The sequence below is a fragment of the Streptomyces sp. VTCC 41912 genome, assembly GCF_045799175.1.
In the GTDB taxonomy this organism is placed as follows: Bacteria; Actinomycetota; Actinomycetes; order Streptomycetales; family Streptomycetaceae; genus Streptomyces; species Streptomyces albulus_C.
Map to the genome: position 1 here is coordinate 48300 of NZ_JBJMAB010000041.1, position 24653 is coordinate 72952.

Genomic DNA, 24653 nt, shown 5'->3' on the forward strand with positions numbered 1-24653 from the left:
CTCACCTCCCCTTGGGACGCCGGACGTCGACGCCCAGTCGCAGGGGACGCGTCAGCTCCAGTTGCCGCAGGCCGTCCTCCAGGACAGTGACGAGGTCGCCGCGGACCTCGTCCAGCGGCCGGAAGTGCGCCACGGCCCGGGCCCGGGCCCGGCGGCGGCCGACGGTCACCCGCACCGCCTGCACACCGGAGACCTCCATGGCCCGGTCGCGCAGCACCAGCGCGGCGGCCGGCCGGTCCAGCCCGGCCCGGACGCCGGGGGCGGTGCGCCGCATCGGCAGCACCGCGCGCAGCCCCGGGGTGGCGGCCAGGACCAGCAGCCAGATCCCGAGCGCCACGGCCGCCGCCGCGGCGCCCAGGACCCAGGGGTCGTCGAGGGGCCGGACGGCCACTTCGTGCGCCAGCCACCGGCGCCAGGCCATCGCGGTGCGGCCGGCCCGCACCGCGGCCACGTCGTACAGCGCCAGGCCCGCGGCGGCCAGCAGCACCAGCGCGACCAGTGCCGCCGGCACTCTGCGGGCCGCCCAGAACCGCCCGGCGGACCCACCGGCGCGCGGTGCGGGATCCGCGGCACCGGACGCCGCGGATCCCGCACCGCCCGCAGTGTCCGCAGGCGCACCGGTCCGCGGCGCCGCCCCGTCCGGGGCCTGCGCTCCCCGTCCGTCGCCCGGCGCGCTCACCGCAGCCGCTCCCGACCGGGCGACAGCGGCGAGACCAACCGCTCGACCTGCACCACCACCTCGGTGACCGTCATGCCCGCCAACGTCCGCACCCGCTCCGCCACCTGACGGCGCACCACGTGGCACCGCGGGCCGATGGGGGCGGGGTAGGGCAGTTCCACGGCGACCTGCAGCCGGGCCTCCCCGAACGGCGGGTGGGCCTCGCGACGGGTCACCGTCACCGTCGCGTGGGCGTCCGTGGGGTCGCCGGGGGACGCCGCGCGCAGCGCCTCCCGGGCCGCCCGCGCGGCGATCTTGGCGACCACCCGGTCGGCGACCCTGGTCGCGCCGCGCTCACCGGCCGGGACGTCGGCGGCAGCGGCCGATGCGGACACCGTCGCCATCCGGGCTCACCGCCGCCGGTCGTCGCGGTCGCCGGTCCGGGTGCGGAAGAACTCCCCGGCCTCCAGGTCGCCCTCCAGGAACCTGCCGGCCACGAACCCGACGGCGCCCAGCGCCGCCACCAGGACGAACGCCCCGAACCCGCCGAAGTACCCGGCGAAGCCCAGCGCCATACCGGCCACGAGGCCGATCACGGCCATGCTCATCGTGCGCTCCTTCGCTACCGCTCGGGCCGGGCCGGGTCACTGGAGCCGCGGCTCCGCTCCCTCGGCCCCGATGTCCTCGTCCTCCTCGTCGGGCAGCTTCACGTCGCTGACCGCGATGTTGACCTCGACGACCTCCAGACCGGTCATCCGCTCCACGGCGGAGATCACGTTCTCCCTCACGGCCCGTGCGACCTCCGCGATGGCGACCCCGTAGTCGACGACGATCTCCAGGTCCAGCGCGGTCTGCACCTCACCGACCTCGGCCTTCACCCCGCGCGTCGCGGTCGCCGACCGTCCGCCGCCGGGCACCCGGTCGCGCACCGCGCCCAGCGTGCGGGCGAAACCGCTGCCCATCGTGTGGACGCCCAGCACGTCGCGGGCGGCGAGCCCGGCGATCTTCTCCACGACGCCGTCGGCGATGGTGGTCCGGCCGCGGGTGGCGGGGTCGCCGCCGCCCCGTTTGATCGGCGGCTTCGTGGTGTCCGCGCCCTGCTGGCTCTCGGTCATCGCCGTGCGTCCCTTCTGCGCCGCCGCACCGACCTGCCGCATCGCGCGGTACCGCCGGGCCGCCCTCGCGGACCCTGCGCCGTGCCGCACCTGGTGAGCAGCCCTCTAGCGACATGCCCTTTTTTAGCCTGCTTTCATGCCAATCGTTCCGCTCTCCACAGTAGGGGCGGACGAGGGGGTGCGCTCCGGGGACGCGGCAGCGGAGTGCCGCGGCCGGCCGCGGCGGGCGCGCTGCGGCAGGCTGGGAGGTGGCCCGGGAAAGGGGTGGCGTCATGGCCGCGAACGCGTGGGCACGTGCCGTGCGGGAACAGTTGGGCATCGGCCGGGTGCTGCCGCTCGGCGGCCCGAAGGACGGGGCGTGGATCACCGAACGCGCGGCCCGCGCGGCGCTCCTACGGGCTCCCGGCATCCCGCCCGGCGTCCGCCTGGACGCCCTGCGCCTCGCCCTCGCCGCCCCCGACGAGGCCCCGCCGCCGACCGTGCCGGCGCCGCCCAGCGCCCTGCCGCCGGGCCCCCTGCGCATTACCGCGCACGTCGCCGCACCCCCGGACTTCCCCTGCCGACCCTCACCGAGCAACTGCGGACGGCCCTGCTGGCCACCGCGGAGGCCGGCCTCGGCCTACGGGTGAGCGCCGTGGACCTCCACGTCGACGCGCTGTTGGACGAGGCCGTCGCGCCGACGGCGCAGGCGTCGGGGACCGCCACGACGGAGGAGGACCTCGGCGCCGCCCAGGGACCGGCCGACGCGAAGGACCCGGACGACCTCGCCGCCCGAGTGTGCGCCGTCCCCGGGGTGGCCGGGCTCGCCCCGGCGCTCGGCAGTCACTCCGCCGGGGTGTCCCGCAGCGACGGCGGCGACAGCGGCGACCACGCGCTGGTCCAGGTGGCGACCGCCGCCGGCCACCGGGCGTTGGACGTGGCCCGCGCCGTCCGCCGCGCGGTCACCGGCCCGCCGCCGGCCCCGGCCACAGCCGCGGTGCTGGTCACGGAGGTGGCCGCCGTCTGACGTCCGGTGCCGGACGGGTGGTCAGTCGCCGATGCCGGCCAGGTCGCGCAGCCGCCGCGCCTGGGCGGCCCGCTCGGCGCGACGCTGCTCCTCGTAGGTGCGCCCCGCGGCGCCGGCCAGCAGGGCCTTGGTCTCGATGACGGCGTCCCGCGGCGCGGCGGTCAGCGCCGCGGCCAGATCGGCCACCGCGGCGTCGAGTTCGTCACCGGGCACGACGAGGTTGGCGAGGCCGATCCGCGCGGCCTCGTCGGCGTGCACGAAGCGCCCGGTGGCGCAGATCTCCAGCGCCCGGGCGTAACCGACCAGACCGACCAGTGGGTGGGTGCCGGTCAGGTCCGGGACCAGGCCCAGGCTGGTCTCGCGCATGGCGAACTGCGCGTCCTCGGCGGCGACCCGCAGGTCACAGGCGAGGGCCAGTTGGAAGCCCGCACCGATGGCGTGTCCCTGGACGGCCGCGATGGACACCAGGTCGGTCCGCCGCCACCAGGTGAACGCCTCCTGGTACTCGGCGATCGTCGCGTCCAACGCCTCGTCCGCACCGCGCGCCAGATCGAGGAACGACGGCTCGCCGTCGAACCCTTCGGGCGTGAACGCCTGCCGGTCGAGCCCCGCGGAGAAGGACTTGCCCTCACCGCGCAGCACCACGATCCGTACGTTTCCCGGCAGCAGCGTGCCCGCCTCGGCCAGCGCCCGCCACATCGCGGGGCTCTGGGCATTGCGCTTGGCCGCGTTGGCGAGGGTCACCGTGGCGATCGCGTCGTCCACGGTGAGCCGCACACCGTGCTTGTCGAGCAGAGTCATGAGGGCGCCTCCGAGTCAGCCACCGCACCTGCGTGCGTAAGTGACTGAACGGTAACCTCCCGGCCGAACCATGGGACGGCCGGGGGGCGACCGCCTGCACTCGGAGCCGCGGCCGTCAGACCGAGGCGGCCTTCTTGCCCCTCGTGGCTCCGCCGCGGCCTCGCAGGACCACACCGGATTCGCTGAGCATCCGGTGCACGAATCCATAGGAGCGGCCGGTTTCCTCGGCCAGCGCCCGGATGCTCGCTCCGGAGTCGTACTTCTTCTTCAGGTCTGCCGCGAGCTTCTCGCGCGCGGCGCCGGTCACCCGGCTGCCCTTCTTCAGAGTCTCGGCCACCCGTGCCTCCTCGTGGGAAGTGCGCTCTGGACTCTCATGATCACCCCTCCCCGGCTTCCTGGCCACCCATTCCGCCAGGTCTGTGGGACATCCTTTGCCGTCCCGCGCGCGCCCGGCGTGGTCGGAATTGCCTCTTCCGTGCGCCCCGCAGCCCCCGCGCACGCCCCGACATTCGAAAAGTGCCAGGTCAGGCGGTGTGTCCCGGAAAAGGCGACCGGCCGGGCCGCGAGGGCCCGGCCGGTCGCCGCAGGCTCGCCGGTGTACGAGCCGTTCTCACTCAGATGATGGATCACCCATGGGCCGAATGATCCAGCAGGCGTGATCCATCCGGCGGCACCGCCACGGCGGTGATCAGGCCAGGGCGACCAGGTCCGCGTAGTCCTGGCCCCACAGGTCCTCGACGCCGTCCGGCAGCAGGATGATCCGCTCCGGTGTCAGCGCGTCCACCGCGCCCTCGTCGTGGGTCACCAGGACGACCGCGCCGGTGAAGGTGCGCAGCGCGCCGAGGATCTCCTCGCGGCTCGCCGGGTCGAGGTTGTTCGTGGGCTCGTCGAGGAGGAGGACGTTGGCGGAGGAGACGACCAGGGTCGCCAGGGCGAGCCGGGTCTTCTCGCCGCCGGAGAGGACGCCGGCGGGCTTGTCGACGTCGTCGCCGGAGAACAGGAAGGAGCCGAGCACCTTGCGGACCTCGACGAGGTCCATGTCGGGCGCGGCGGAGCGCATGTTCTCCAGGACCGTGCGGTCCGGGTCCAGGGTCTCGTGCTCCTGGGCGTAGTAGCCGAGCTTGAGGCCGTGGCCGGGGCGGACCTCGCCGGTGTCCGCCGTCTCGACGCCCGCCAGCAACCGCAGCAGGGTGGTCTTGCCCGCGCCGTTGAGGCCCAGGATGACGACCCGGGAGCCCTTGTCGATGGCGAGGTCGACGTCGGTGAAGATCTCCAGGGAGCCGTAGGACTTGGACAGTCCCTCGGCGGTGAGCGGGGTCTTGCCGCACGGCGCGGGGTCCGGGAAGCGCAGCTTGGCGACCTTGTCGGAGACCCGCACCGCCTCCAGGCCGGCGAGCAGCTTGTCGGCGCGCTTGGCCATGTTCTGGGCGGCGACGGTCTTGGTGGCCTTCGCCCGCATCTTGTCGGCCTGGGAGTTGAGCGCCGCGGCCTTCTTCTCGGCGTTGGCGCGCTCGCGCTTGCGGCGCTTCTCGTCGGCCTCGCGCTGCTGCTGGTAGAGCTTCCAGCCCATGTTGTAGACGTCGATCTGCGCGCGGTTGGCGTCGAGGTAGAAGACCTTGTTCACGACCGTCTCGACGAGGTCGACGTCGTGCGAGATGACGATGAAGCCACCGCGGTACGTCTTGAGGTAGTCGCGCAGCCACGCGATGGAGTCGGCGTCGAGGTGGTTGGTGGGCTCGTCGAGGAGCAGGATGTCGGAGTCCGAGAAGAGGATCCGGGCCAGCTCGACGCGGCGCCGCTGACCGCCGGAGAGGGTGTGCAGGGGCTGTCCGAGGATCCGGTCGGGCAGGCCCAGGCTGGCGGCGATGGTCGCGGCCTCGGCCTCGGCGGCGTACCCGCCCTTGGTGAGGAACTCGGTCTCCAGCCGCTCGTACTTCTTCATGGCCTTGTCGCGGGTGGCGCCCTTGCCGTTCGCCATCCGGTCCTCGTTCTCCCGCATCTTGCGCAGGACGGTGTCCAGGCCGCGGGCGGAGAGGATGCGGTCGCGGGCCAGCACGTCGAGGTCGCCGGTGCGCGGGTCCTGCGGGAGGTAGCCGACCTCGCCGGAGCGGGTGACCGTGCCGCTGGCCGGGATGCCCTGGCCGGCCAGGACCTTGGTGAGGGTGGTCTTGCCGGCTCCGTTGCGGCCGACCAGGCCGATGCGGTCGCCCTTGGCGATGCGGAAGGAGGCGGACTCGATGAGGATGCGGGCGCCGGCGCGCAGCTCAAGGCCGGAAGCGGTGATCACGGGAAAACTCCAGGGCAGGAAGACGGCGGGTTGGACGGACGGTCCGAGAGCGGTCTACGCCGTCTAATGAACCCAAAGGAGAACTGCCATGGAGGCAGTCTAACGGGCCGGCGCAAGTCGTTTCCGGCGCTGCCGGAGCTCGCCGCGCGACTGTGAGCCAGGACACAGGGGTGCGGGCGACGGCCCGCCGGCCGCCGCCGCGGGACGCCGCGGGGGTGCCCTCCGGTGGCCGACCGGGGCGTTCGCACTCGCCGTCGCCGCGCGGCGCGACGGCCCCGGCGGCGCGGCCCCGCACGCCCAACTCCGCCGCGGGAACGGGGCGGTGACGCGCTCCGTTGGGAGCTGGGGCGGCCGCCGGCCGGGCGGGGGTGGTCCGCCCGGCCCGGCCGGGGCGCCCGGACGGTTACGCGCCGCCGGTGTGCACCTGGAAGGCCGCCCGGCGGACGGCCTTGGCGAGCGCCGGGTCGGGGTGGGCGGCGGCGAGCGCCACGAGCACCTGGACGGTGCGCGGGTGACCGATCGCGCGGACCTCCGCCAGCAGCCGCGGCACCGAGCCCTGGACGGCCGAGTCCAGGTGGCGGACCAGCAGTTGGGTCTCCCCGTGGTCGGCGACGGCCGCGGCGGTGTCCACCCACAGCCAGGTCGACTCCTGGCGGGTGAGGACGTCGGTCGCGGTCTCCGGGTCGCCGCCGTCGTGCTCGAAGAGCCACAGCAGGGCGTAGGGCCGCAGGACCGGCTCGTCGGCGACGGCGCGCACGGCGGGTTCGGCGGGGGCGCCGACCGCACGCAGCGCCTCGAAGGCCAGCCCGCGCAGCAGCGCGTCCTCGCCGCGGGCGACGGTCAGGAGCTCCTCGACGGCGGCGCCCACGGAGCGGGCGGCGAGCCAGGCGCGGTACTCGGCGCGGGCCGGGCCCGGGGTCAGCCGGGCGCAGCCGCGCAGCATCGCCTCCGCGGACTGCTCGATGTGGCCGGCCGGACTCTGCGCGGCGACGCAGATCTGCTCCAGCTTGACCCACACCGACCAGTTGCCGAGCGGCGTCAGCTGCGCCTCCTGGCCGTAGTGGCGGCCCTCGTCGGCGCCCTGTTCGGCGGGTTCGGGAGCGCCGTCCGGCGGCATCAGCGCGCCGACCGCGAGCAGGGCGTCCAGCGCCCAGCGCAGGAGGTCGGTGAGCGGCGCCCCCGCGGCGTCGCTCACCGTTGCCCCGGCGTCGGCGTCGTCCGCTGCCGGGTCCGCCCCGTAGGGCACCTCGCAGCGTTCGGTGCGCAGTTCGGCGACCCGCTGGTCGAGCATGTCGAGCAGCACCGGCAGGCGCACCGGCCCGGCGGACAGGTGCAGCAGGGACAGCAGCTGCGGGACGGCTTCGACGACCTCGGCGACGGCGGCGGGGCCGGCAGCGGCCGGGGGCGGCACGGCCAGTGACCAGGCGTCGAAGAGCGCGACCCAGCCGCGCAGCGCGGCGACGTCGTCGCGGTCCCAGGCGCGCAGCCGCCACCCGGGGCGGGCGAGGCCGTCGTGGAGCTCGACCAGGCCCGCGAGCCGGGCCCGGTCCCAGTCGGCGCGGACGTGGCGGGGCGTCAAACCCAGCGCGTCGGCGGCGTCCGCGACGGCGGCGTCCGGGAGCGATCCGTCGGGACCGGCGCGCAGGCTGCCGGTGCGGTCGGCCCAGCGCGCGAGCCGGGCCGGGCCGGCCAGTACGGCACGGGCCTGGCGGGCCAGTTCCGCGGGCGGCGGGGTGCCCTCGGGGGGCCTGGGCGCCGGGCGGGTGGCCCGGGTGCTCACCGCCCGGCGGGCGGCCGCCATCGGTTGTCGGGGGACGAGTCGGAGCCGGGAGTCGCGCGGTGTACGGGACGTCACAGGAGCAGTCTTGCCGCTGACGGCCCGAAAGCCCAATCGGAACCCGGTTCGTGGGCTTCCGGGCCCTCGCCACCGGGCCGTCCCGCCCCGGACGGGGGGAGTTGTCCCCCCGTACACCTCCGGCCTCCGCCGGGGCGCCCCGGGGTCCGGGGCGGTGGCCGGTCGGTCCGGTCACATGAGGGGGGTGAGGAAGCGGCGCAGGGTCTCCTCGTAGCGGTCCGGATCGGCGTTCCACATCGCGGCGTGCGGGGCGTGCGGAACGGGCTGAAGGGTGATCAGCTCCGGACGGCGGGCGGCGAAGCGGCGGGAGGCGTCCCAGGGGGCGAGGGTGTCCTCCGGGCCGTGGAAGACGAGGACCGGCGCGTCGAGTTCGTCGGGGTCGACGGCGTCCGCGGGGCGGTCGACGGGGAGTCCGGTGTGCCCCTCGGCGGCGCGGACGGCCAGCGGCAGCAGGAAGCGCGGGACGTGGCGGGCGGTGGCGAGGGCGCGGACGGTGGCGTGCCGGTCGAGGACCGGGGAGTCCAGGATGAGGCCCGAGACGCGGTGGCCCAGCCCGGAGTTGAGGGCGGCGCGCAGCGCCATGGTGGCGCCGGTGGACCAGCCGTAGAGGACGACCGCGCGGGCGCCGTAGCGGACGGCGTAGCGGATGGCGGCGTCCAGGTCGCGCCATTCGCTGTCGCCGAGGTGGTGGACGCCGTCGGCGGTGCGCGGGGCGCCGGGGTCGTTGCGGTAGGCGAGGTCGAGCACCGGGAAGTGGTGGCGGTGCAGGAACGGCAGGACCACCATGGGGTGCTCGCGGGTGGTGCCGAGGCCGTGGACGGTGATGACCCAGGTGTCGCGGGCGCCGGGCACGAACCAGGCGGGCAGCGCGCCCAGTTCGCCGGGGACGTCGACGTCGGCGCAGGTGAGGCCGAGGGTGTCGTACGGGTTGCCCAGGTGCACCTGGGGGGTCAGCCGCATCCGGGCGCCGGGCCGCAGGGTGCCGTGGGTGACCCGCTCCAGCCGGCGCACGACGGCGTCGGCGGGGTGCGGGGTGCCGTGGACGACGGGGCCGACCACCGCGTGGCAGCCGGCGCCGGTGAGCCCGTAGGTGCCGGGCCGCAGGGAGGCCAGGCTCCGGGTGAGGACGATGTGGCCGTCGGCGGCGGAGTGGACGGTGAGCCGGGAGTCGCCCGGGAAGGGGTGGTCGGGCGACGGTTTCAGGGCAACGTTCCCGGCGTAGCGCCCGGCCGCCACGGCGGCCGCCGTGGCACCGATCGCGAGGGTGGCGGTCACCGCCGCCACGGTCCCCAGTCGCATTCCTCCAGTGTGCGCAGCGCCGCCGGACCCGGCCACCGGGCGCCGGGAACGGCGGCCGGACCAGCGGTGTTGTGCGGTGAGCGGGGGTCGCCGGGCGCCGCGGCGCGGCGGCGTTCGGGTGCTACGCGCGGTCGTCGGCGGGCTGGCCGTAGCCGCGCAACCGCTCGCCCGCGGCGTCGAGCTGGGCGGGCGACAGCAGGTGCGGGGTGTGGCCCGGCACGGTGGTGGCGGTGAGCCAGACCCGGCACATCCACTCCAGTTGGGTGGTGCGGTCCAGGGCCTGGGCGAGGCCGGTGCCGTAGGCGATGGTGCCGTGGTTCTGGAGGAGCGCGGCGGTGCGGTCGCGGAGCGCGTCGAGCATGTGGGCGGCGAGTTCGTCGCTGCCGTAGAGGGCGTAGGGGGCGACGCGGACGGGGCCGCCGAGCGCGGCGGCCATGTAGTGGATGGGCGGGAGTTCGGTGACGAGGGTGGAGACCGCGGTGGCGTTCGGGGCGTGGGTGTGCACGACGGCGGTGGCGTCGGTGTGGCGGTAGACGGTGAGGTGGAGCGGAAGTTCGCTGGTGGGGCGGAGCCTGCCGATGATCGGGTGGCCGTCGAGGTCGACGCCGGTCAGGTGGGACGGGCCGAGCCGGTCGTAGGGGACGCCGCTGGGCGTGACGAGAATCAGGTCCTTGACGCGGACCGAGACGTTGCCCGACGTGCCGACGACGAGGCCGTCGGCGGCGGTGCGGCGGGCGGTGGCGACCAGCTCGCTCCAGGCGTCGGCGAGGTGATCGGGGTGGTCCTTCATGCTGTCCTCCGGTGCGACGCTGCGGGACGTGCGGAAACGCACGAGGGCGCTGTGGGACACCGTACGAGCGGGCCGGGGCACTGTACGCCATCCCGTCAACTGTCCGGTATCCGCCATATGGGGGTACCTGGCCATCTGAGGGCGATTGGCCGGGGATGGACCACTTAGCGTCACTCATCCATTAACGTCGAGTGAACTACACCCCTTCACATGTCATCACCCAGGGGGACCCATGACTTGTGACCGTTCCGCCCCCCGGACCAGGCTGGCGACCGCGATAGCGGTGGCCTCGCTGGCCGGGGGCACCGCACTCGCCGAACACCCCTCGCAGGCCGCAGCGGACAGCCGCCCGCTCGGACACGACGTCTCCTCGTACCAGAAGCAGATCGACTGGCGGGCGGCCCGCGCGAAGGGCGCGCGGTTCGTCTACGTCAAGGCCACCGAGTCGGACCGCTACCGCAATCCGCGCTTCTCGTCGCAGTACAGCGGCTCCCGGGCGGCCGGGCTGCTGCACGGCGCCTACCACTTCGCCGTGCCCAGCGCCTCCTCCGGCGCCCGGCAGGCGAAGTACTTCCTCCAGCACGGCGGCCACTGGAAGGCGGACGGCTGGACGCTGCCACCCGCCCTCGACATCGAGCACAACCCGTACGACGCCCGGCAGTCCTGTTTCGGGCTGGGGCGGACGGCGATGGTCCACTGGATACGGGCGTTCAGCGACGAGGTGCGGCGCAGCACCGGCCGGCGGCCCGTGATCTACACCACCGCCCGCTGGTGGGACCGCTGCACGGGCGGCAGCCGGGCCTTCGGCGCGACCCACCCGCTGTGGCTGGCGGACTACTCGGGCGCGGCCCAGTTGCCCGCCGGCTGGTCGTACCTGACCATCCGGCAGTACGCCTCGCGGGGGCCGCTGCCGGGCGATCAGGACCGCTGGAACGGGACCCTGGCCCAGCTCAGGAGATTTGCCGACGGATGAGACGGAAGTGACGGCAGGGGCGCCTCCGCGTGAACACTGCGGGGGTGTCACCGCGGCGCCCGGCCGAGTTCACTTTCCGTTCACCCGTCGTCCGTACGGTCCCGAGGACACTGACCTTCGACACGGATTGCCTGGGTGAATGGAACACATCACGCTTCTCATCGGGATCGTGATCGTCACGGCCTTGGTGTTCGACTTTACGAACGGCTTCCACGACACGGCCAACGCAATGGCCACCACCATCTCCACCGGGGCCTTGCGACCCAAGACCGCGGTGGCGATGTCGGCGGGGCTCAACCTCGTCGGGGCTTTCCTCTCCGTGGAGGTGGCGAAGACCATCTCCGGCGGCATCATCGACGAGAGCGCCGGCATCAGACCTGAAGTGATCTTCGCGGGTCTGGTGGGCGCCATCGTCTGGAACCTCCTCACGTGGCTGGCGGGCCTGCCGTCCAGTTCGTCCCACGCCCTCTTCGGCGGACTGATCGGCGCGACGCTGGTGTCCGTGGGCACCGGCGGCGTGCACGGCGAGGCCGTCGTCATGAAGGTCCTGATCCCCGCGGTCGCCGCGCCGTTCGTGGCGGGGCTCGCCGCGATGGCCGCGACCCGGCTCACCTACCGACTGGCCCGCGGCCGCAACGAGGCCGACACCGCCAAGGGCTACCGCGCCGGGCAGATCGCCTCGGCCGCCCTGGTCTCGCTGGCCCACGGCACCAACGACGCGCAGAAGACGATGGGCGTGATCACCCTCGCGCTGATCACCGGCGGGGTCGTCGCCCCGCACGCCGACCCGCCGATGTGGGTGATCGCCTCCGCCGGCCTGGCCATCGCGCTCGGCACCTACCTGGGCGGCTGGCGGATCATCCGCACCATGGGCAAGGGCATCACCGACATCCAGCCGCCGCAGGGCTTCGCCGCCCAGACCGGCGCCGCGGCCACCATCCTGGCCTCCTCCCACCTCGGCTTCGCGCTCTCCACCACCCAGGTCTGCTCCGGGTCCGTGATGGGCTCCGGGCTGGGCCGCAAGGGCGGCGTGGTGCGCTGGTCCACGGCCGGGCGGATGGTCCTGGCCTGGGGCCTGACCCTGCCGGCCGCCGGACTGGTCTCCGCCGGCGCCGCCTACCTCGCCGACCAGGGCTCCTGGGGCGTGGCCACGGTCGCCGTCCTGGCCCTGGCGATCTGCGGCGGCATCTGGGCGGCCTCCCGGCGCAAGCCGGTGGACCACACCAACGTCAACGAGGGACCGGCGGTGGAGCCGGCGGGCGTCGTCACCGCGGCGCTGCAGACGGTCGCGCCGCCGCCGGCCGGGCCCGTCCCGGCGCACGCCGAAGCACCCGCGGAAGCGCACGCCGCAACGGACGCCGCTCCCCACCCCGCCCCTGCCCACCAGTCGGCGAAGGCCCCCGCCCAGCCGGCGACGGCCTCGTCCTGACGCCGCTCACCCCGACCTAAGGACTACGCAATGCACATCGACTGGGCAGCTCTCGGCCAGGTCTTCGGCGTCAGCCTCGTGGTGACGGTGGGGCTCGTGGGCCTGTTCACCGTCGGGATCGTGGGCACCTCCCGCAAGCCCGCCGCGGACGGCGACGCGGCGGCCACGACCGCCCCCGGCACGGGGGCGCGCGCCGGGGCACTGGCCGCCTACGGGCTCTGCGCGGCCGCGGTGGCCTACGGGATCTACCTGATCGTCGCCGCCTGACGGCGGCGCCGGCACGGCCGGCAACGGACGGGGCGTCCGGTGGACGCGGCAGCAGCCGCGGCCCCGGGCGCCCCGTCCGCGTGCGGCACCCCGCCGGGCCCGCGCGTGGCCTTCGCCACAGGGCGGCCGTCGGCGCTGCGTCGCAGGTCAAGGGTGAGTTGACGGACCTGGGCGGGCGTGGTGGACTTCCGGGGCCAATCGGCGACAGCAGAGGAAGTCCGGTGCGAATCCGGCGCGGTCCCGCCACTGTCACCGGGGAGCGCTCCTCCGACGAGGGCCACGGCCCGTACGCACGCCGTACGGGCGGGAAGGCCGGGGGCGGCGCCGATCCGGGAGCCAGGAGACTCTGGTCGCCGTCACGTCGAGCCAGGGCGCGGACCCTGAGTGAGGACATACCGCCATGCCCGGCTGCCCGTCGAGAGCTCCACTGCCCGCTGTCCCAGGGCCCCTTCGAGGCCGGACGGCGGCCTGATCCGATGCGCGGCGAACACGCGGGGTACGCGTGCGGCGCGGCCCTCGGCTTCCTCGGTGACCTGATCCTCGCGGACCCGCGGCGCGGTCATCCGGTGGCCGCCTTCGGCCGGGCCGCCGGCGCCCTCGAACGCCGGCTGTGGCGCGACCACCGCGGCCACGGAACGGCCCACACCCTGTTGTGCGCGGGCGGCGCGGCCGCCGGCGCCGCGCTGCTCCAGCGCGCCCTGCGGGAGCGTCCCGGCGCCCGGACCGCGCTGACCGCGGCGGCCGCGTGGGCGGTGCTGGGCGGTACCTCGCTCGGCCGGGAGGCGCGGGCCGTGGGCGGCGCGCTGGCCGTCGGGGACCTCGACGTGGCACGGGAGCGGTTGCCGCACCTGTGCGGGCGCGATCCGCAGGCGCTGGACGGGCCGCAGATGGCCCGCGCGGTGGTGGAGTCGGTCGCCGAGAACACCTCCGACGCGGTGGTCGGCGCCCTGGTGTGGGGTGCGGTCGCGGGCGTGCCCGGCCTGGTGGCGTTCCGGGCGGTGAACACCCTGGACGCGATGGTGGGGCACAAGTCGCCGCGCTACCGGCGGTTCGGCTGGGCGGCGGCCCGCCTCGACGACGTCGCCGGCTGGCCCGGCTCCCGACTGACCGCCGCGCTGACCGTGCTGGCGGGCCCCGACCGGCGCGGTGCGCTGCGGGCCTGGCGGGCCGACGGCGGCGCGCACCCGAGCCCCAACGCCGGCCCCGTGGAGGCGTCGTTCGCCGGCGCGTTGGGCGTCCGGCTGGGCGGCACCCTCGCGTACGGCGGGCGGGTGGAGCACCGGCCGGTGCTCAACGGTGGTGGACGGCCCCCCGCGGTGCCCGACATCGAGCGAGCGGCCCGACTGTCCCGGCGGGTCGGCCTGTTGGCGCTGGGCGTCACGGTGGCGGGCCGGCTGGCGGTCGGCGCGGTACGACGCGGGAGGAAGGGCGTGGCGGCGGACGTGAGCGGGAGGGTGACCCGGTGAACGGGCGGAGGAAGACGGCCGACGGGGCCGTGGGCGGCGGACTGTTGGTGGCCGGGACGACGTCCGACGCCGGCAAGAGCGTGGTGACCGCCGGCATCTGCCGCTGGTTGGCGCGACAGGGTGTCTCGGTGGCGCCGTTCAAGGCGCAGAACATGTCGCTGAACTCGTTCGTGACCCGCGAGGGCGCGGAGATCGGCCGGGCCCAGGCGATGCAGGCGGCCGCGGCCCGGGTCGAGCCGACCGCGCTGATGAACCCGGTGCTGCTCAAGCCGGGCAGCGACCGCAGCAGCCAGGTGGTGCTGCTGGGGAAGCCGGTGGGCGAGCTGAGTGCCCGTGGCTACCACGCAGGCCGGCAGGAGCAGTTGCTCGGCACCGTGACCGACTGCCTGGCGGAGCTGCGACGCACCCACGACGCGGTCGTCTGCGAGGGCGCCGGCAGCCCGGCCGAGATCAACCTGCGGCGGACCGACATCGTCAACATGGGCCTCGCCCGGGCGGCACGGATCCCCGTCGTGGTGGTCGGCGACATCGACCGCGGCGGCGTCTTCGCCTCGTTCTTCGGGACCACCGCGCTGCTGTCCGCGCAGGACCAGTCGCTGGTCGCCGGCTACCTCGTCAACAAGTTCCGCGGCGACGTGACGCTGCTGGAGCCGGGCCTTGAGATGCTGCGCCGGATCACCGGACGGCAGACCTACGGCGTCCTGCCGTACGCGCACGGGCTCGGCATCGACGAGGAGGACGGCCTGAGGGTGTCGCTGCGCGGCACGGTCCGCGAGTCGGTGGTGGCGCCGCCGGCCGGCGAGGACGTGCTGCGGGTCGCGGTGTGCGCGGTGCCGCTGATGTCCAACTTCACCGACGTGGACGCGCTGGCCGCCGAACCGGGCGTGGTGGTGCGGTTCGTGGACCGGCCGGAGGAACTCGTCGACGCGGACCTGGTGGTGCTGCCCGGGACCCGCGGCACGGTCCGCGCGCTGGCCTGGCTGCGCGAGCGCGGACTGGCCGACGCGGTGGTCCGCAGGGCCGCCGAGGGCCGCCCGGTGCTGGGCATCTGCGGCGGCTACCAGATGCTCGGCGAGCACATCGAGGACGACGTCGAGTCGCGCGCGGGTGCGGTCGACGGGCTGGGACTGCTGCCGGTCCGGGTCCGCTTCGCGGTGGAGAAGACCCTCGCCCGGCCCGTCGGTCGGGCGCTGGGCGAGCCGGTGGAGGGGTACGAGATCCACCACGGGGTCGCCGAAGTGGCCGGGGGCGACGAGGAGTTCTTGGACGGGTGCCGGGTGGGGTCCGTGTGGGGCACGCACTGGCACGGCTCCCTGGAGAGCGACGGCTTCAGGCGGGCGTTCCTGCGGGAGGTGGCCCGGGCGGCCGGGCGCCGGTTCGTACCCGCACCGGACACCTGCTTCGGGGCGCTGCGCGAGGAGCAGTTGGACCGGTTGGGCGATCTGATCGAGGAGCACGCGGACACCAAGGCGCTGCTGCGGCTGATCGAGGAGGGGGTGCCGGAGGGGGTGCCGTTCGTCCCTCCGGGGGCGCCGTGAGCACGATGCAGGGGACACGACAGGAGCCGGCCGGCGACGTGGAGGACAACAGGGCATGACAACGACCGAGAACACGACCCGGCAGTACCCGTTCACGGCGGTCGTCGGCATGGCCGACATGCGCCTGGGACTCCTGCTGAACGCGATCTCGCCGGCGATCGGCGGGGTGCTCGTCCGGGGCGAGAAGGGCACCGCGAAGTCGACGATGGTGCGCGGACTGGCGGAGCTGATGCCGGTCGTGGACGTGGTCGCCGGCTGCCGGTTCGCTTGCGCGCCGGCAGCGCCCGACCCCGCCTGCCCGGACGGTCCGCACGGCGCGGCCGACGCCGAGCACCGGCCGACGCGGATGGTCGAGCTGCCGGTGGGCGCGTCCGAGGACCGGCTGGTCGGCGCGCTGGACATCGAACGGGCCCTGTCCGAGGGCGTGAAGGCGTTCGAGCCGGGCCTGCTGGCCGATGCGCACCGGGGCGTCCTCTACGTGGACGAGGTCAATCTCCTCCACGACCACCTGGTCGACTTGTTGCTGGACGCCGCCGCCATGGGCGCCTCCTACGTGGAGCGGGAGGGCGTCTCCGTGCGGCACGCCGCGCGGTTCCTGCTCGTCGGGACGATGAACCCCGAAGAGGGCGAGCTGCGGCCGCAGTTGCTGGACCGGTTCGGGCTGACCGTGGAGGTCGCGGCGTCCCGGGAACCGGAGCAGCGGGTCGAGGTGGTGCGGCGCCGGCTGGCCTACGACGACGACCCGGCCGGCTTCGCGGCGCGCTGGGCGGACGAGGAGCGTCGGCTGCGGGACCGGATCGCGCTGGCGCGGGAGTTGCTGCCGCAGGTGCGGCTCGGCGACGGGCCGCTGCGGCAGATCGCGGCGACCTGCGCGGCGTTCGAGGTGGACGGGATGCGGGCGGACATCGTGATGGCCCGCACGGCGACCGCGCTGGCGGCCTGGGACGAGCGGACCGAGGTGCTCCCGGAGGACGTCCGCCAGGCGGCGCTGCTCGCGCTGCCGCACCGGCGCCGGCGGGCCCCGTTCGACGCGCCCGGGCTCGACGAGGACAAGCTCGACCAGGTGCTGGAGGAGTCCGGCGGGCAGGACCCGGAGGGCGAGGACGATCCGGAGCCGGAGGGTCCGGACGACGGACCGGACGGACCGGACGGACCGGACGGTGGCCCCGGCGGCGGGCCCGGCGGGTTGCCGCCGCAGGACGGCGGGCCCCGGGAGCAGCCCGGCGACGCGCCCGGCCCGGAGCTCCCCCGCCAGCAGGAGCCGGAGCGCCCGGCGCGGTCCGAGGAGTCCGGGCCGGAGCCGGCGGGCGAGCCCGCGGCGTCCGGGCCGGCGCCGGAGCAGGCCGCGGTGGGCGCCACCGAGCCGTTCCGGACCCGGCGGCTGGACGTGCCGGGGCTGGGCGAGGGCGCGGACGGCCGGCGGTCCCGGGCGCGGACCGCGCACGGCCGGACGACCGGGGCGCGCCGGCCCCGAGGGGCCCTGGGCAAGCTGCACCTGGCGGCGACCGTGCAGGCCGCGGCGCCGCACCAGTGGGCCCGCGGGCGGCGCGGCCCGGGGCTGGTGGTGCGCCGGGACGACCTGCGGGAGGCGGTGCGCGAGGGGCGCGAGGGCAACCTCGTGCTGTTCGTGGTGGACGCGTCCGGGTCGATGGCGGCGCGGAAGCGGATGGGGGCCGTCAAGGGGGCCGTGCTGTCGCTGCTGCTCGACGCGTACCAGCGGCGGGACAAGATCGGGATGGTCACCTTCCGGGGTTCCGGCGCCGAGGTGGCGCTGCCGCCGACGTCGTCGGTCGAGGCCGGCGCGGCGCGGCTGGCGCAGCTGCCGACCGGCGGCCGGACGCCGCTGTCGGAGGGGCTGCTGCGGGCCCACGAGGTGCTGCGGGTGGAGCGGCTGCGGGACCCGTCCCGGCGGCCGCTCGTGGTGGTGGTCACCGACGGCCGGGCCACCGGCGGGCCGGAGCCGCTGGCCCGGGCGCACCGGGCGGCGGGGTTGCTGGCCGCCGGGGGCACCGCGTCGGTGGTGGTGGACTGCGAGGCGGGCCCGGTGCGCCTGGGGCTGGCCGGGGAGCTGGCCCGGGAGTTGGGCGGCCCCGCCGTCACCCTCGACGAGCTGCGCGCGGACCGCGTCTCCGCGCTCGTCAGGACCGTGCAGGGCAGGCCCGCGGCCGGCAAGGGTGCCGGCCGGGGCGGGGATCGGGATCGTCACAACAGGAAGGCCGCGTAATGCCGCAGGGACAGCCGTCCGTCGTACCGGAAGACGGGCTCACCACCCGCCAGCGCCGCAACCGCCCGCTGGTCCTGGTCCACACGGGCCAGGGCAAGGGCAAGTCGACCGCCGCCTTCGGACTGGCGCTGCGCGCCTGGAACCAGGGCTGGCCGGTCGGGGTGTTCCAGTTCGTGAAGTCGGCGAAGTGGAAGGTCGGTGAGGAGCGGGCGCTGAAGGTGCTGGGCGCCACCGGGGAGGGCGGCACCGTCGCCTGGCACAAGATGGGCGAGGGCTGGTCCTGGGTGCAGCGCGACTCCCAGTTCAGCAACGAGGAGGCGGCCCGGGAGGGTTGGGAGCAGGTCAAGCGGGACCTGGCCGCGGAGACCTACAAGCTGCTGGTGCTCGACGAGTTCGCCTACCCGCTCAAGTGGGGGTGGGTGGACGTCGAGGAGGTGGTGGCGGTGCTGCGGGACCGTCCCGGCACGCAGCACGTCGTCATCACCGGGCGGGACGCGCCGGAAGCGCTGCGGGACTTCGCGGACCTGGTGACGGACATGACGAAGGTCAAGCACCCGATGGACGCGGGGCAGAAGGGCCAGCGGGGCATCGAATGGTGAGCAGGTCATGAGCGGCGGCGCCGTTCCCCGGCTGGTGATCGCCGCGCCGTCGTCGGGCGCCGGCAAGACGACGGTGGCGACGGGTCTGATGGCGGCCTTCGCCGAGGCCGGTCTCGCGGTGTCGCCGCACAAGGTGGGGCCCGACTACATCGATCCCGGCTACCACGCGTTGGCCACCGGCCGCCCCGGTCGCAATCTGGATGCCTTCCTGTGCGGTCCGGAGCAGATCGCCCCGCTGTTCCTGCACGGGGCGGCGGGCGCGGACCTGGCGGTGGTCGAGGGCGTGATGGGGCTGTTCGACGGGGCGTCCGGAAGGGGCGAACTGGCGTCGACCGCGCAGGTGGCGAAGGTGCTGCGGGCGCCGGTGGTGCTGGTGGTGGACGCCTCGTCGCAGTCCCGGTCGGTGGCGGCGCTGGTGCACGGCTTCGCGTCGTGGGACCCGGAGGTGCGGCTGGCCGGGGTGATCCTCAACAAGGTCGGTTCGCCGCGGCACGAGGAACTGCTGCGGGACGCCATGGACTCCTCGGGGGTGCCGGTGCTCGGGGCGCTGCACCGGACCGAGCAGGCCCGGACGCCGTCCCGGCACCTGGGGCTGGTGCCGGTCGCCGAACGCCGGGCGGAGGCCCTGGAGTCGGTGCGGGCGCTGGCCGCGCGGGTGCGCGAGGGCTGCGACCTCCAGGCGCTGCTGGCGTTGGCGCGCAACGTGCCGGAGCTGCCGGACCTGCCGTGGGATCCGGGCGCGGCGGTGCCGGCGCCCGCCGCGGGGGCCGGGCGTCCGGTGGTGGCGGTGGCCGGCGGGCCGGCGTTCACCTTCTCGTACGCCGAACACGTCGAGCTGCTGACCGCGGCCGGCGCCGAGGTGGTGCCGTTCGATCCGCTGCGGGACGAGCGGCTGCCGGACGGCACCCGGGGGCTGGTCATAGGCGGCGGCTTCCCGGAGGTGTACGCGCCGGAGCTGTCGGCGAACGCGCCGCTGCGGGCGGCGGTGGCGGAGCTGGCCGCGTCCGGGGCGCCGGTCTCCGCGGAGTGCGCCGGGTTGCTCTACCTCGCCCGGTCGCTCGACGGGAAGCCGATGTGCGGGGTGTTGCCGGCCGACGGCCGGATGACGGAGCGGCTCACGCTCGGCTACCGGGAGGCGGTGGCGCTGAGCGACAACGCGCTGGCCGCGGCCGGGACCCGGGTGCGGGGTCACGAGTTCCACCGGACGGTGCTGGAGCCGGGCGCGGGGGCGTCCCCGGCGTGGGGGGTCACGCATCCCCGGCGCGCGGTGGAGGGCTTCGTCGCGGGCGGGGTGCACGCCTCGTACCTGCACGTGCACTGGGCGGCGGAACCGGCGCTGGCCGGGCGGCTGGTGGCCGGGGCGGCGCGCGGCGCGGTGCCGGCCGAGGGCGGCGCACGGTGACCGTCGGGCTCGGCGCCGCCGGTGCGCGCGCCGTGGCGGCGAGCACCGCGGCGGTCTCCCCGGATCGCGGCCCGGTGCCGTCCGGGCGGGGAGCCGTCGCCCCGTGAGCGGCGTACGCCCGGCCGGCGCGCCGCAGCGGCCGGACGGGCGCGTGGTCGCCGGCGTGGGGGCCCGTCGAGGAGTGCGCGCGGAGGATGTGGTGGCGCTGGTCGGTGCCGCGCTGGCGGCGGTCGGCCGGGCGCCGGGCGCGCTGGTGGCGCTGGCCACCGTCGACGCCAAGGCGGCCGAGCCCGGGGTGCGGGACGCCGCGCGGCGGCTGGGTGTTCCCCTGCGGGCGTTCCCGGCGGCGGAGTTGGCGGTGGTGCGGGTGCCGGCGCCGTCGGCGGCGGCCCGGGACGCGGTGGGCACCCCGAGCGTCGCGGAGGCGGCCGCGCTGGTGGCCGCGGGGCCGGGTGCCCGTCTGGTGCTCGGCAAGCGGGTGTCGGCGCCGGCCGGCCGACCGGGCACGGCGACCTGTGCACTGGCTGCCCCCACCGCCCAGGACACTTGGGACACTTGGGCCATTACCCGTGGTACGGCGGGCGCGGCGGAGGTGTCCCCAGGCGCTGCCGCTATCGTCGTCCCCTCCCCCGTCCCGTCGGTGCACGCACCCGGCTGCACCGGACCGGCGGGCGGCGGAGGTCCGCGGCGGCCACCGCGAACAGGAACTTCCCGGCACCAAGGAGACGTTGTGACCATCCGTCCCGCACTGCTCATCGCCGGTCACGGCACCCGTCACGAAGGGGCGGCCGACGCCCTGCGCACGCTGGTGCGGGTGCTCGGCGAGCAGCATCCCGAGGTGCCGGTCGCCGGTGGCTTCTTCGGCGCCCCGGCGTCCCCGCTGCCGCTGTCCGGCGCGGTCGACGCGTTGGTCGCGCAGGGCGCGACCCGGCTGGTCGTGGTGCCGCTGCTGATGGCGCCCACCGGGCCCCTACGGGAGACGCTGCCGGAGGCGGTGGCGCGGGCGGTCGCGGCGCACCCCGGCGTCCGCGCGGTCTGCGAGCCCGAACTGGGCCCGGATCCGCGGCTGCTGGCGGCCCTGGAGCGACGGCTGGACGAGGCGCTGGGCGGCGGTGCGCGGCGGCCCGAGGACCGGGACCGCACCACGGTGCTGCTGGTGGGGCGGGGCGCGGCCGATCCGCACGCCAACGCCGAAGTGGTCCGGGCCGCCCGGCTGTTGTGGGAGGGACGGGGCTTCGCGGGCGTGGAGACCGCGTTCGTGACGCTGGCGGCGCCGGACGTGCCGGCCGGACTGGACCGGTGCCGGGTGCTGGCCGCTGCGGCGCCGCAGCAGGGACAGCGGCAGAGGCAGGGGCAGGAACAGGAACAGGGGCAGGAGCAGGGACACCGGATCGTGGTGCTGCCGTACTTCTTCTTCGCCGGTGACCTGCTGGAGCGGCTGCGGATGCAGACCGAGGGCTGGGCGGCGGCGCACCCGGGCGCCGAGGTGCTGGGTGCCGAACCGATCGGGGCGGCGGCGGAGTTGGCCGAGGTGGTCGTGGCCCGCTACCGGGCGGCGGTGGCGGACGGGTCGGCGTTCGCCGGCCGGGCCACGGAGGACGCCCGGCCGGCCGGCGACGCGCTGCCCGGAACCGCCCTGAGCGCCACGTCCGCCGGGGGCCCGGCATGACCGGACCGGCGCTGTCCACGCCCCGCACCGGGCCCGGCACGGAAGTGGTCGACCTGCGGCACCACGGCGATGCGGAGGTGCGCGGCGCCGATCTGACGGATCTGACGGATCTGGCGGTCAACGTCCGGGCGGGCACTCCCCCGGCCTGGCTGAAGGCCGAGATCGCCGCGTCGCTGGACGGGCTGGCGGCGTATCCGGACGGCCGGGCGGCCCGTCGGGCGGTCGCCGTCCGGCACGGTCTCACGGAGCGTCGGGTGCTGTTGACTGCCGGTGCCGCGGAGGCGTTCGTGCTGCTGGCGCGGGCGGTCCGGGCGCGGCGGCCGGTGGTGGTGCATCCGCAGTTCACCGAGCCGGAGGCGGCGCTGCGGGACGCCGGGTACGCGGTCGGGCGGGTGCTGCTGGCGGAACGGGACGGCTTCCGGCTGGATCCGGCGGCGGTGCCGGACGACGCGGACCTGGTGGTGGTGGGCAACCCCACCAACCCGACCTCGGTACTGCACCCCGCGGACGCGGTGGCGTCGTTGGCCCGGCCGGGTCGGACCCTGGTGGTGGACGAGGCGTTCATGGACGCGGTGCCCGGGGAGCGGGAGTCGCTGGCCGGGCGGGTCGGTGTGCTGCCGGGGCTGGTGGTGCTGCGCAGCCTGACCAAGACCTGGGGGCTGGCGGGGCTGCGGATCGGCTACGTGCTGGCGGACGAGGGGACGGTGGCGGAGCTGGAGCGGGCGCAGCCGCTGTGGCCGGTCTCCTCGCCGGCGTTGGCCGCCGCCGAGGCGTGCTGTGCGCCGGCGGCGCTGGCGGAGGCGGCCGCGGCGGCCGAGGGGATCGCCGCGGACCGGGCCCATCTGCTGGCCCGGCTGGGCGCGTTCCCCGAGGTGACGGTGGCCGGTCCGGCGGCGGGGCCGTTCGTGCTGGTGCGGTTGCCCGGGGCGGCGGCGGTCCGGGCCGGGCTGCGCGCCCGCGGCTTCGCGGTGCGCCGCGGCGACACCTTCCCGGGCCTGGGCCCGCAGTGGCTGCGGCTGGCCGTCCGGGACCGGGCGACCACCGACCGCTTCGCGGCCGCCCTGGCGGACGTGCTCGGCGACGCGCCGCGGTAGCGGAGGGCCTGGCGCCGCCCCGTACCGCGACGCTCCCCCGCCGGGCCGGTGCACCGGCCCGGCGGGGGCGGGTGCGTCGCGCGGGCCCGCGCGACGCACCGTCCGCACCCGCCTGCGACGTCCCCACGGCGCCGGGTGGCGGGCACGCTCCCCTGCCGTTCGGGCAAGGGGAGGTTTCGTCAGCCGCGGGCGTGCGACGCGGCGTTGCGGCGGCGGGCGTGGATCAGGGCCCCGGCGCCGCCGGCGACCAACAGGGCCGCGCCACCGGCGAGGTACGGGGTGGCGGAGCTGCCGCCGGTCTCCGCGAGGTGCTGCTCGGTGGCCGGGTGGACGCCGCCGCTGCCGGAGTTCACCTGCGTGCCGGTGCCGGGGTGGCTGCCGGTGCCGGGGTGGCCGGCGGGCGGGGTGCCGGGCGGAGTGGTGCAGGTGGCCTGGGCCAGGGTGACCTCGCCGTGCACCTCCGCCACGTTGAGCTTCAGCGGGTTGACGGAGACCCGCAGGCGGAGGGCGGTGGCGGCGGCACCCGCCGAGGTGGTGCTCTTCTGCGAGAGGTCGAGCCGGACGTCGCCGACCCCCGGGACCTTGACGTCGGTGGTCCCGCCGGCGCGGAGCCCGACCCGCTTGCCCAGCACCTCGACGTCGCCGAGCACCTGGGCCTCGGCCCGCGGCCGTTGCCCGGCCTGGCAGAGCGCGCGGGCGGTGACCTGGTGGACCCGGGCCAGCGGCACCGACGCGAGGCCGGGCAGTTGGACCGTGGCTCCCACGAGGTTGGCGTAGCCCTCGGTGGTCCGCCCGTCGGCGGTGGCGCGGGCGGTGGCGACGTCGGCGCGCAGCAGGCTGACCGGCCGCCCGCCGTCGATGCCGTCCAGGCGGACGGTGAGCGCGGTCTTGTCGGCCGAGGCCGGGGCGTGGACCTCGTTGAGGACGGCCCGGACGGGGACGTTCAGGGTCTTGTCGAGCAGGCCGACGTCGAGGGTGGTGCGCAGCACCACCGCCCCCGAAGTGCCGTGGCCGCGGCCGTCGTTGCCGTTGGCGTGCGCGGCGGGTGCGGCGGCGAGGACGACGGCGGGACCGGCGGTCAGGACGGCGGCGGCGAGGGCGGCGCCGAGCCGGCCTCTGGTGCCGGTGGCGCCGGCGGAACTGGTGGACACGTGTGTGGAACCCCCACAGGAGAGATGGAGCCGCCGACCGCGCCAATGGGGGACATCACGCGGGCCGACGGCCTCGACCCGCACATCGTGTACGCACTGAGGGTGAACGGGCAGCCACGCGAGGTCAGTTCACCCCAAAGGGTGGTTTCCGTGCCTTTATTCGATTGCTTCCGGCTCGTCCGTCTCGGCGAGCACCCCACGCCACAGCCGTACCAGGCCGGAACGGTCCGGTACGGCTGACGGCACGCCGCACGGCCAGCGCGATCAGCGCGATCAGCGCATCAGGGCGCCGCCGTTGACGTCGTAGGTGGCGCCGGTGACGAACGTCTCCTGGGAGGCGAGGAAGACGGCGACCCGGGCGACCTCCTCGGGGGTGGCGATCCGTCCCATCGGCACCTGGGCGGTGAGTTCGGCGAGCGCCTCCGGGGCGATCGAGCGGACCATCGGGGTGTCGATCATGGCCGGGGCGACCGCGTTCACCGTGACGCCGTACGGGGCGAGTTCCGCCGCGAAGACCCGGGTGAGGGCGATCAGCCCGGCCTTGCTGGTGCCGTACGCGGCGCCGGTGGGGCGGGGCGTCTGGCCGGCGACGGAGGCCATGTTGACGATCCGCCCGAAGCCGCGCTCGCGCATGTCGGCGCCGACCGCGCGGGTCAGCAGGAAGACCGCGCGGAGGTTGACCGCGAAGACCTCGTCCCACTCCTCGGGGGTGATCTCCCACAGCGTCCGGGCGAGCGGCCGGGCGGCGTTGTTGATCAGCACGTCGACCGGGCGCCAGGCCCGGACGTCGTCGTAGGCGGCGGCGAGGGCGTCCACGTCGCGCAGGTCGGCGCGGACCGGCCGGATCCGCTCCCCGGCGGGGTCGAGCCGCTCGGCGAGGGCGCGGTTGGCCTCCTCGTCGACGTCCAGCGCGGCCACGTGGGCGCCCTCGGCGTGGCAGGCGCGGACGAGGGCGGCGCCGAGCCCCTGGGCGCTGCCGGTGATCAGGACGGTCCGGCCGTCGAGTCCGGTGTCGAGCACGGTGGTCCCC

24 protein-coding genes, 1 pseudogene and 1 riboswitch are annotated in these 24653 nt (G+C 75.9%); of the genes and pseudogenes, 13 read left to right on the forward strand and 12 right to left on the reverse strand.

The features are described 5' to 3' along the window. Nucleotide 1: 1 nt before the first annotated feature. The 4 genes from ACJ6WD_RS35150 to ACJ6WD_RS35165 are packed head-to-tail and all read right to left on the reverse strand — an operon-like array spanning nt 2 to nt 1773. Nucleotides 2–679 carry a DUF6286 domain-containing protein gene (locus tag ACJ6WD_RS35150; RefSeq protein WP_233658288.1) on the reverse strand — a complete coding sequence of 226 codons (678 nt, stop codon included), beginning with the start codon at nt 677–679 and terminating at the stop codon, nt 2–4. Then, entirely contained in the window at nt 676–1062 is a 387-nt protein-coding gene (locus ACJ6WD_RS35155; protein ID WP_407617243.1) for a hypothetical protein, read from the reverse strand. The genes ACJ6WD_RS35150 and ACJ6WD_RS35155 overlap by 4 nt, the downstream gene beginning before the upstream one ends. A 6-nt stretch (nt 1063–1068) precedes the next feature. After that, nucleotides 1069–1266, reverse strand: coding sequence for a hypothetical protein (locus ACJ6WD_RS35160; protein ID WP_016573898.1), 198 nt, complete (start codon nt 1264–1266; stop codon nt 1069–1071). 36 nt (nt 1267–1302) lie between these two features. After that, nucleotides 1303–1773, reverse strand: coding sequence for an Asp23/Gls24 family envelope stress response protein (locus ACJ6WD_RS35165; RefSeq protein WP_037633784.1), 471 nt, complete (start codon nt 1771–1773; stop codon nt 1303–1305). Nucleotides 1774–2045: 272 nt separating this feature from the next. On the opposite strand from ACJ6WD_RS35165, the gene ACJ6WD_RS35170 reads away from it, so the two are divergent. Next, nucleotides 2046–2402 (forward strand): hypothetical protein, encoded by a 357-nt coding sequence (locus ACJ6WD_RS35170; RefSeq protein WP_407617244.1) that lies wholly within the window; start codon nt 2046–2048, stop codon nt 2400–2402. A 5-nt stretch (nt 2403–2407) separates the two neighbouring features. Beyond that, on the forward strand, nt 2408–2779 hold the full coding sequence (locus ACJ6WD_RS35175; RefSeq protein ID WP_407617245.1) for a hypothetical protein: 372 nt from the start codon (nt 2408–2410) through the stop codon (nt 2777–2779). 21 nt (nt 2780–2800) lie between these two features. On the opposite strand, the gene ACJ6WD_RS35180 is transcribed toward ACJ6WD_RS35175, so the two are convergent. The 6 genes from ACJ6WD_RS35180 to ACJ6WD_RS35205 all read right to left on the reverse strand — a co-directional run bounded on the left by ACJ6WD_RS35180 (nt 2801) and on the right by ACJ6WD_RS35205 (nt 9811). Further along, nucleotides 2801–3580: an enoyl-CoA hydratase/isomerase family protein gene (locus ACJ6WD_RS35180; protein ID WP_038518673.1), complete on the reverse strand. Its 780-nt coding sequence runs from the start codon at nt 3578–3580 to the stop codon at nt 2801–2803. Nucleotides 3581–3695: 115 nt separating this feature from the next. Next, complete coding sequence (locus ACJ6WD_RS35185) at nt 3696–3917, reverse strand: helix-turn-helix domain-containing protein (RefSeq protein ID WP_016573902.1); 222 nt, start codon at nt 3915–3917, stop codon at nt 3696–3698. 351 nt (nt 3918–4268) lie between these two features. Continuing rightward, a complete protein-coding gene (locus ACJ6WD_RS35190) occupies nt 4269–5867 on the reverse strand; it encodes an ABC-F family ATP-binding cassette domain-containing protein (RefSeq protein WP_020929950.1) in 1599 nt (532 codons plus the stop codon). A gap of 403 nt (nt 5868–6270) precedes the next feature. Beyond that, complete coding sequence (locus ACJ6WD_RS35195) at nt 6271–7722, reverse strand: hypothetical protein (RefSeq protein WP_233658282.1); 1452 nt, start codon at nt 7720–7722, stop codon at nt 6271–6273. A gap of 171 nt (nt 7723–7893) precedes the next feature. Next, entirely contained in the window at nt 7894–9021 is a 1128-nt protein-coding gene (locus ACJ6WD_RS35200; protein ID WP_016576638.1) for an alpha/beta hydrolase, read from the reverse strand. Between the two features lie 121 nt (nt 9022–9142). After that, the gene (locus ACJ6WD_RS35205) at nt 9143–9811 is read right to left on the reverse strand and encodes a class II aldolase/adducin family protein (RefSeq protein ID WP_233658279.1); all 669 of its coding nucleotides are present in this window, start codon (nt 9809–9811) and stop codon (nt 9143–9145) included. A 232-nt stretch (nt 9812–10043) separates the two neighbouring features. Here ACJ6WD_RS35205 and ACJ6WD_RS35210 point away from each other — a divergent pair, with 232 nt between their 5' ends. From ACJ6WD_RS35210 to cobC, 11 genes and pseudogenes are all read left to right on the forward strand, one after another. Further along, nucleotides 10044–10784 carry a lysozyme gene (locus tag ACJ6WD_RS35210; RefSeq protein ID WP_233658278.1) on the forward strand — a complete coding sequence of 247 codons (741 nt, stop codon included), beginning with the start codon at nt 10044–10046 and terminating at the stop codon, nt 10782–10784. Nucleotides 10785–10923: 139 nt separating this feature from the next. Beyond that, nucleotides 10924–12213, forward strand: a complete 1290-nt coding sequence (locus ACJ6WD_RS35215) for an inorganic phosphate transporter (protein ID WP_331247170.1) — start codon at nt 10924–10926, stop codon at nt 12211–12213. A gap of 30 nt (nt 12214–12243) precedes the next feature. Then, the gene (locus ACJ6WD_RS35220; RefSeq protein ID WP_016578380.1) at nt 12244–12480 is read left to right on the forward strand and encodes a hypothetical protein; all 237 of its coding nucleotides are present in this window, start codon (nt 12244–12246) and stop codon (nt 12478–12480) included. 209 nt (nt 12481–12689) lie between these two features. Next, a riboswitch (cobalamin riboswitch) is annotated at nt 12690–12827 on the forward strand. Between the two features lie 129 nt (nt 12828–12956). Next, nucleotides 12957–13946 carry a cobalamin biosynthesis protein gene (locus tag ACJ6WD_RS35225; RefSeq protein ID WP_331247169.1) on the forward strand — a complete coding sequence of 330 codons (990 nt, stop codon included), beginning with the start codon at nt 12957–12959 and terminating at the stop codon, nt 13944–13946. Then, nucleotides 13943–15484 (forward strand): cobyric acid synthase, encoded by a 1542-nt coding sequence (locus ACJ6WD_RS35230; protein WP_233658275.1) that lies wholly within the window; start codon nt 13943–13945, stop codon nt 15482–15484. Before ACJ6WD_RS35225 ends, ACJ6WD_RS35230 begins: the two co-directional genes overlap by 4 nt. Nucleotides 15485–15539: 55 nt before the next feature. Next, nucleotides 15540–17708, forward strand: a complete 2169-nt coding sequence (locus tag ACJ6WD_RS35235; RefSeq protein ID WP_233658274.1) for a putative cobaltochelatase — start codon at nt 15540–15542, stop codon at nt 17706–17708. Continuing rightward, entirely contained in the window at nt 17708–18307 is a 600-nt protein-coding gene (gene cobO / locus ACJ6WD_RS35240) for a cob(I)yrinic acid a,c-diamide adenosyltransferase (protein ID WP_016576448.1), read from the forward strand. The genes ACJ6WD_RS35235 and cobO overlap by 1 nt, the downstream gene beginning before the upstream one ends. Nucleotides 18308–18314: 7 nt before the next feature. After that, nucleotides 18315–19709 carry a cobyrinate a,c-diamide synthase gene (locus tag ACJ6WD_RS35245; RefSeq protein ID WP_233658272.1) on the forward strand — a complete coding sequence of 465 codons (1395 nt, stop codon included), beginning with the start codon at nt 18315–18317 and terminating at the stop codon, nt 19707–19709. Nucleotides 19710–19872: 163 nt separating this feature from the next. Continuing rightward, nucleotides 19873–20223: pseudogene (locus ACJ6WD_RS35250) on the forward strand (cobalamin biosynthesis protein); the annotation flags it as partial. A 216-nt stretch (nt 20224–20439) separates the two neighbouring features. After that, complete coding sequence (locus ACJ6WD_RS35255) at nt 20440–21378, forward strand: sirohydrochlorin chelatase (protein ID WP_331247178.1); 939 nt, start codon at nt 20440–20442, stop codon at nt 21376–21378. Continuing rightward, nucleotides 21375–22472: an Rv2231c family pyridoxal phosphate-dependent protein CobC gene (cobC, locus tag ACJ6WD_RS35260; protein WP_407617246.1), complete on the forward strand. Its 1098-nt coding sequence runs from the start codon at nt 21375–21377 to the stop codon at nt 22470–22472. The genes ACJ6WD_RS35255 and cobC overlap by 4 nt, the downstream gene beginning before the upstream one ends. A 179-nt stretch (nt 22473–22651) precedes the next feature. Here the strand turns inward: cobC and ACJ6WD_RS35265 are convergent, their stop codons facing one another. Both ACJ6WD_RS35265 and ACJ6WD_RS35270 read right to left on the reverse strand, forming a co-directional pair. Further along, on the reverse strand, nt 22652–23623 hold the full coding sequence (locus ACJ6WD_RS35265) for an SCO1860 family LAETG-anchored protein (RefSeq protein ID WP_407617247.1): 972 nt from the start codon (nt 23621–23623) through the stop codon (nt 22652–22654). A gap of 273 nt (nt 23624–23896) precedes the next feature. Next, on the reverse strand, nt 23897–24643 hold the full coding sequence (locus ACJ6WD_RS35270; protein ID WP_233658266.1) for an SDR family NAD(P)-dependent oxidoreductase: 747 nt from the start codon (nt 24641–24643) through the stop codon (nt 23897–23899). Between the last annotated feature and the right edge of the window lie 10 nt (nt 24644–24653).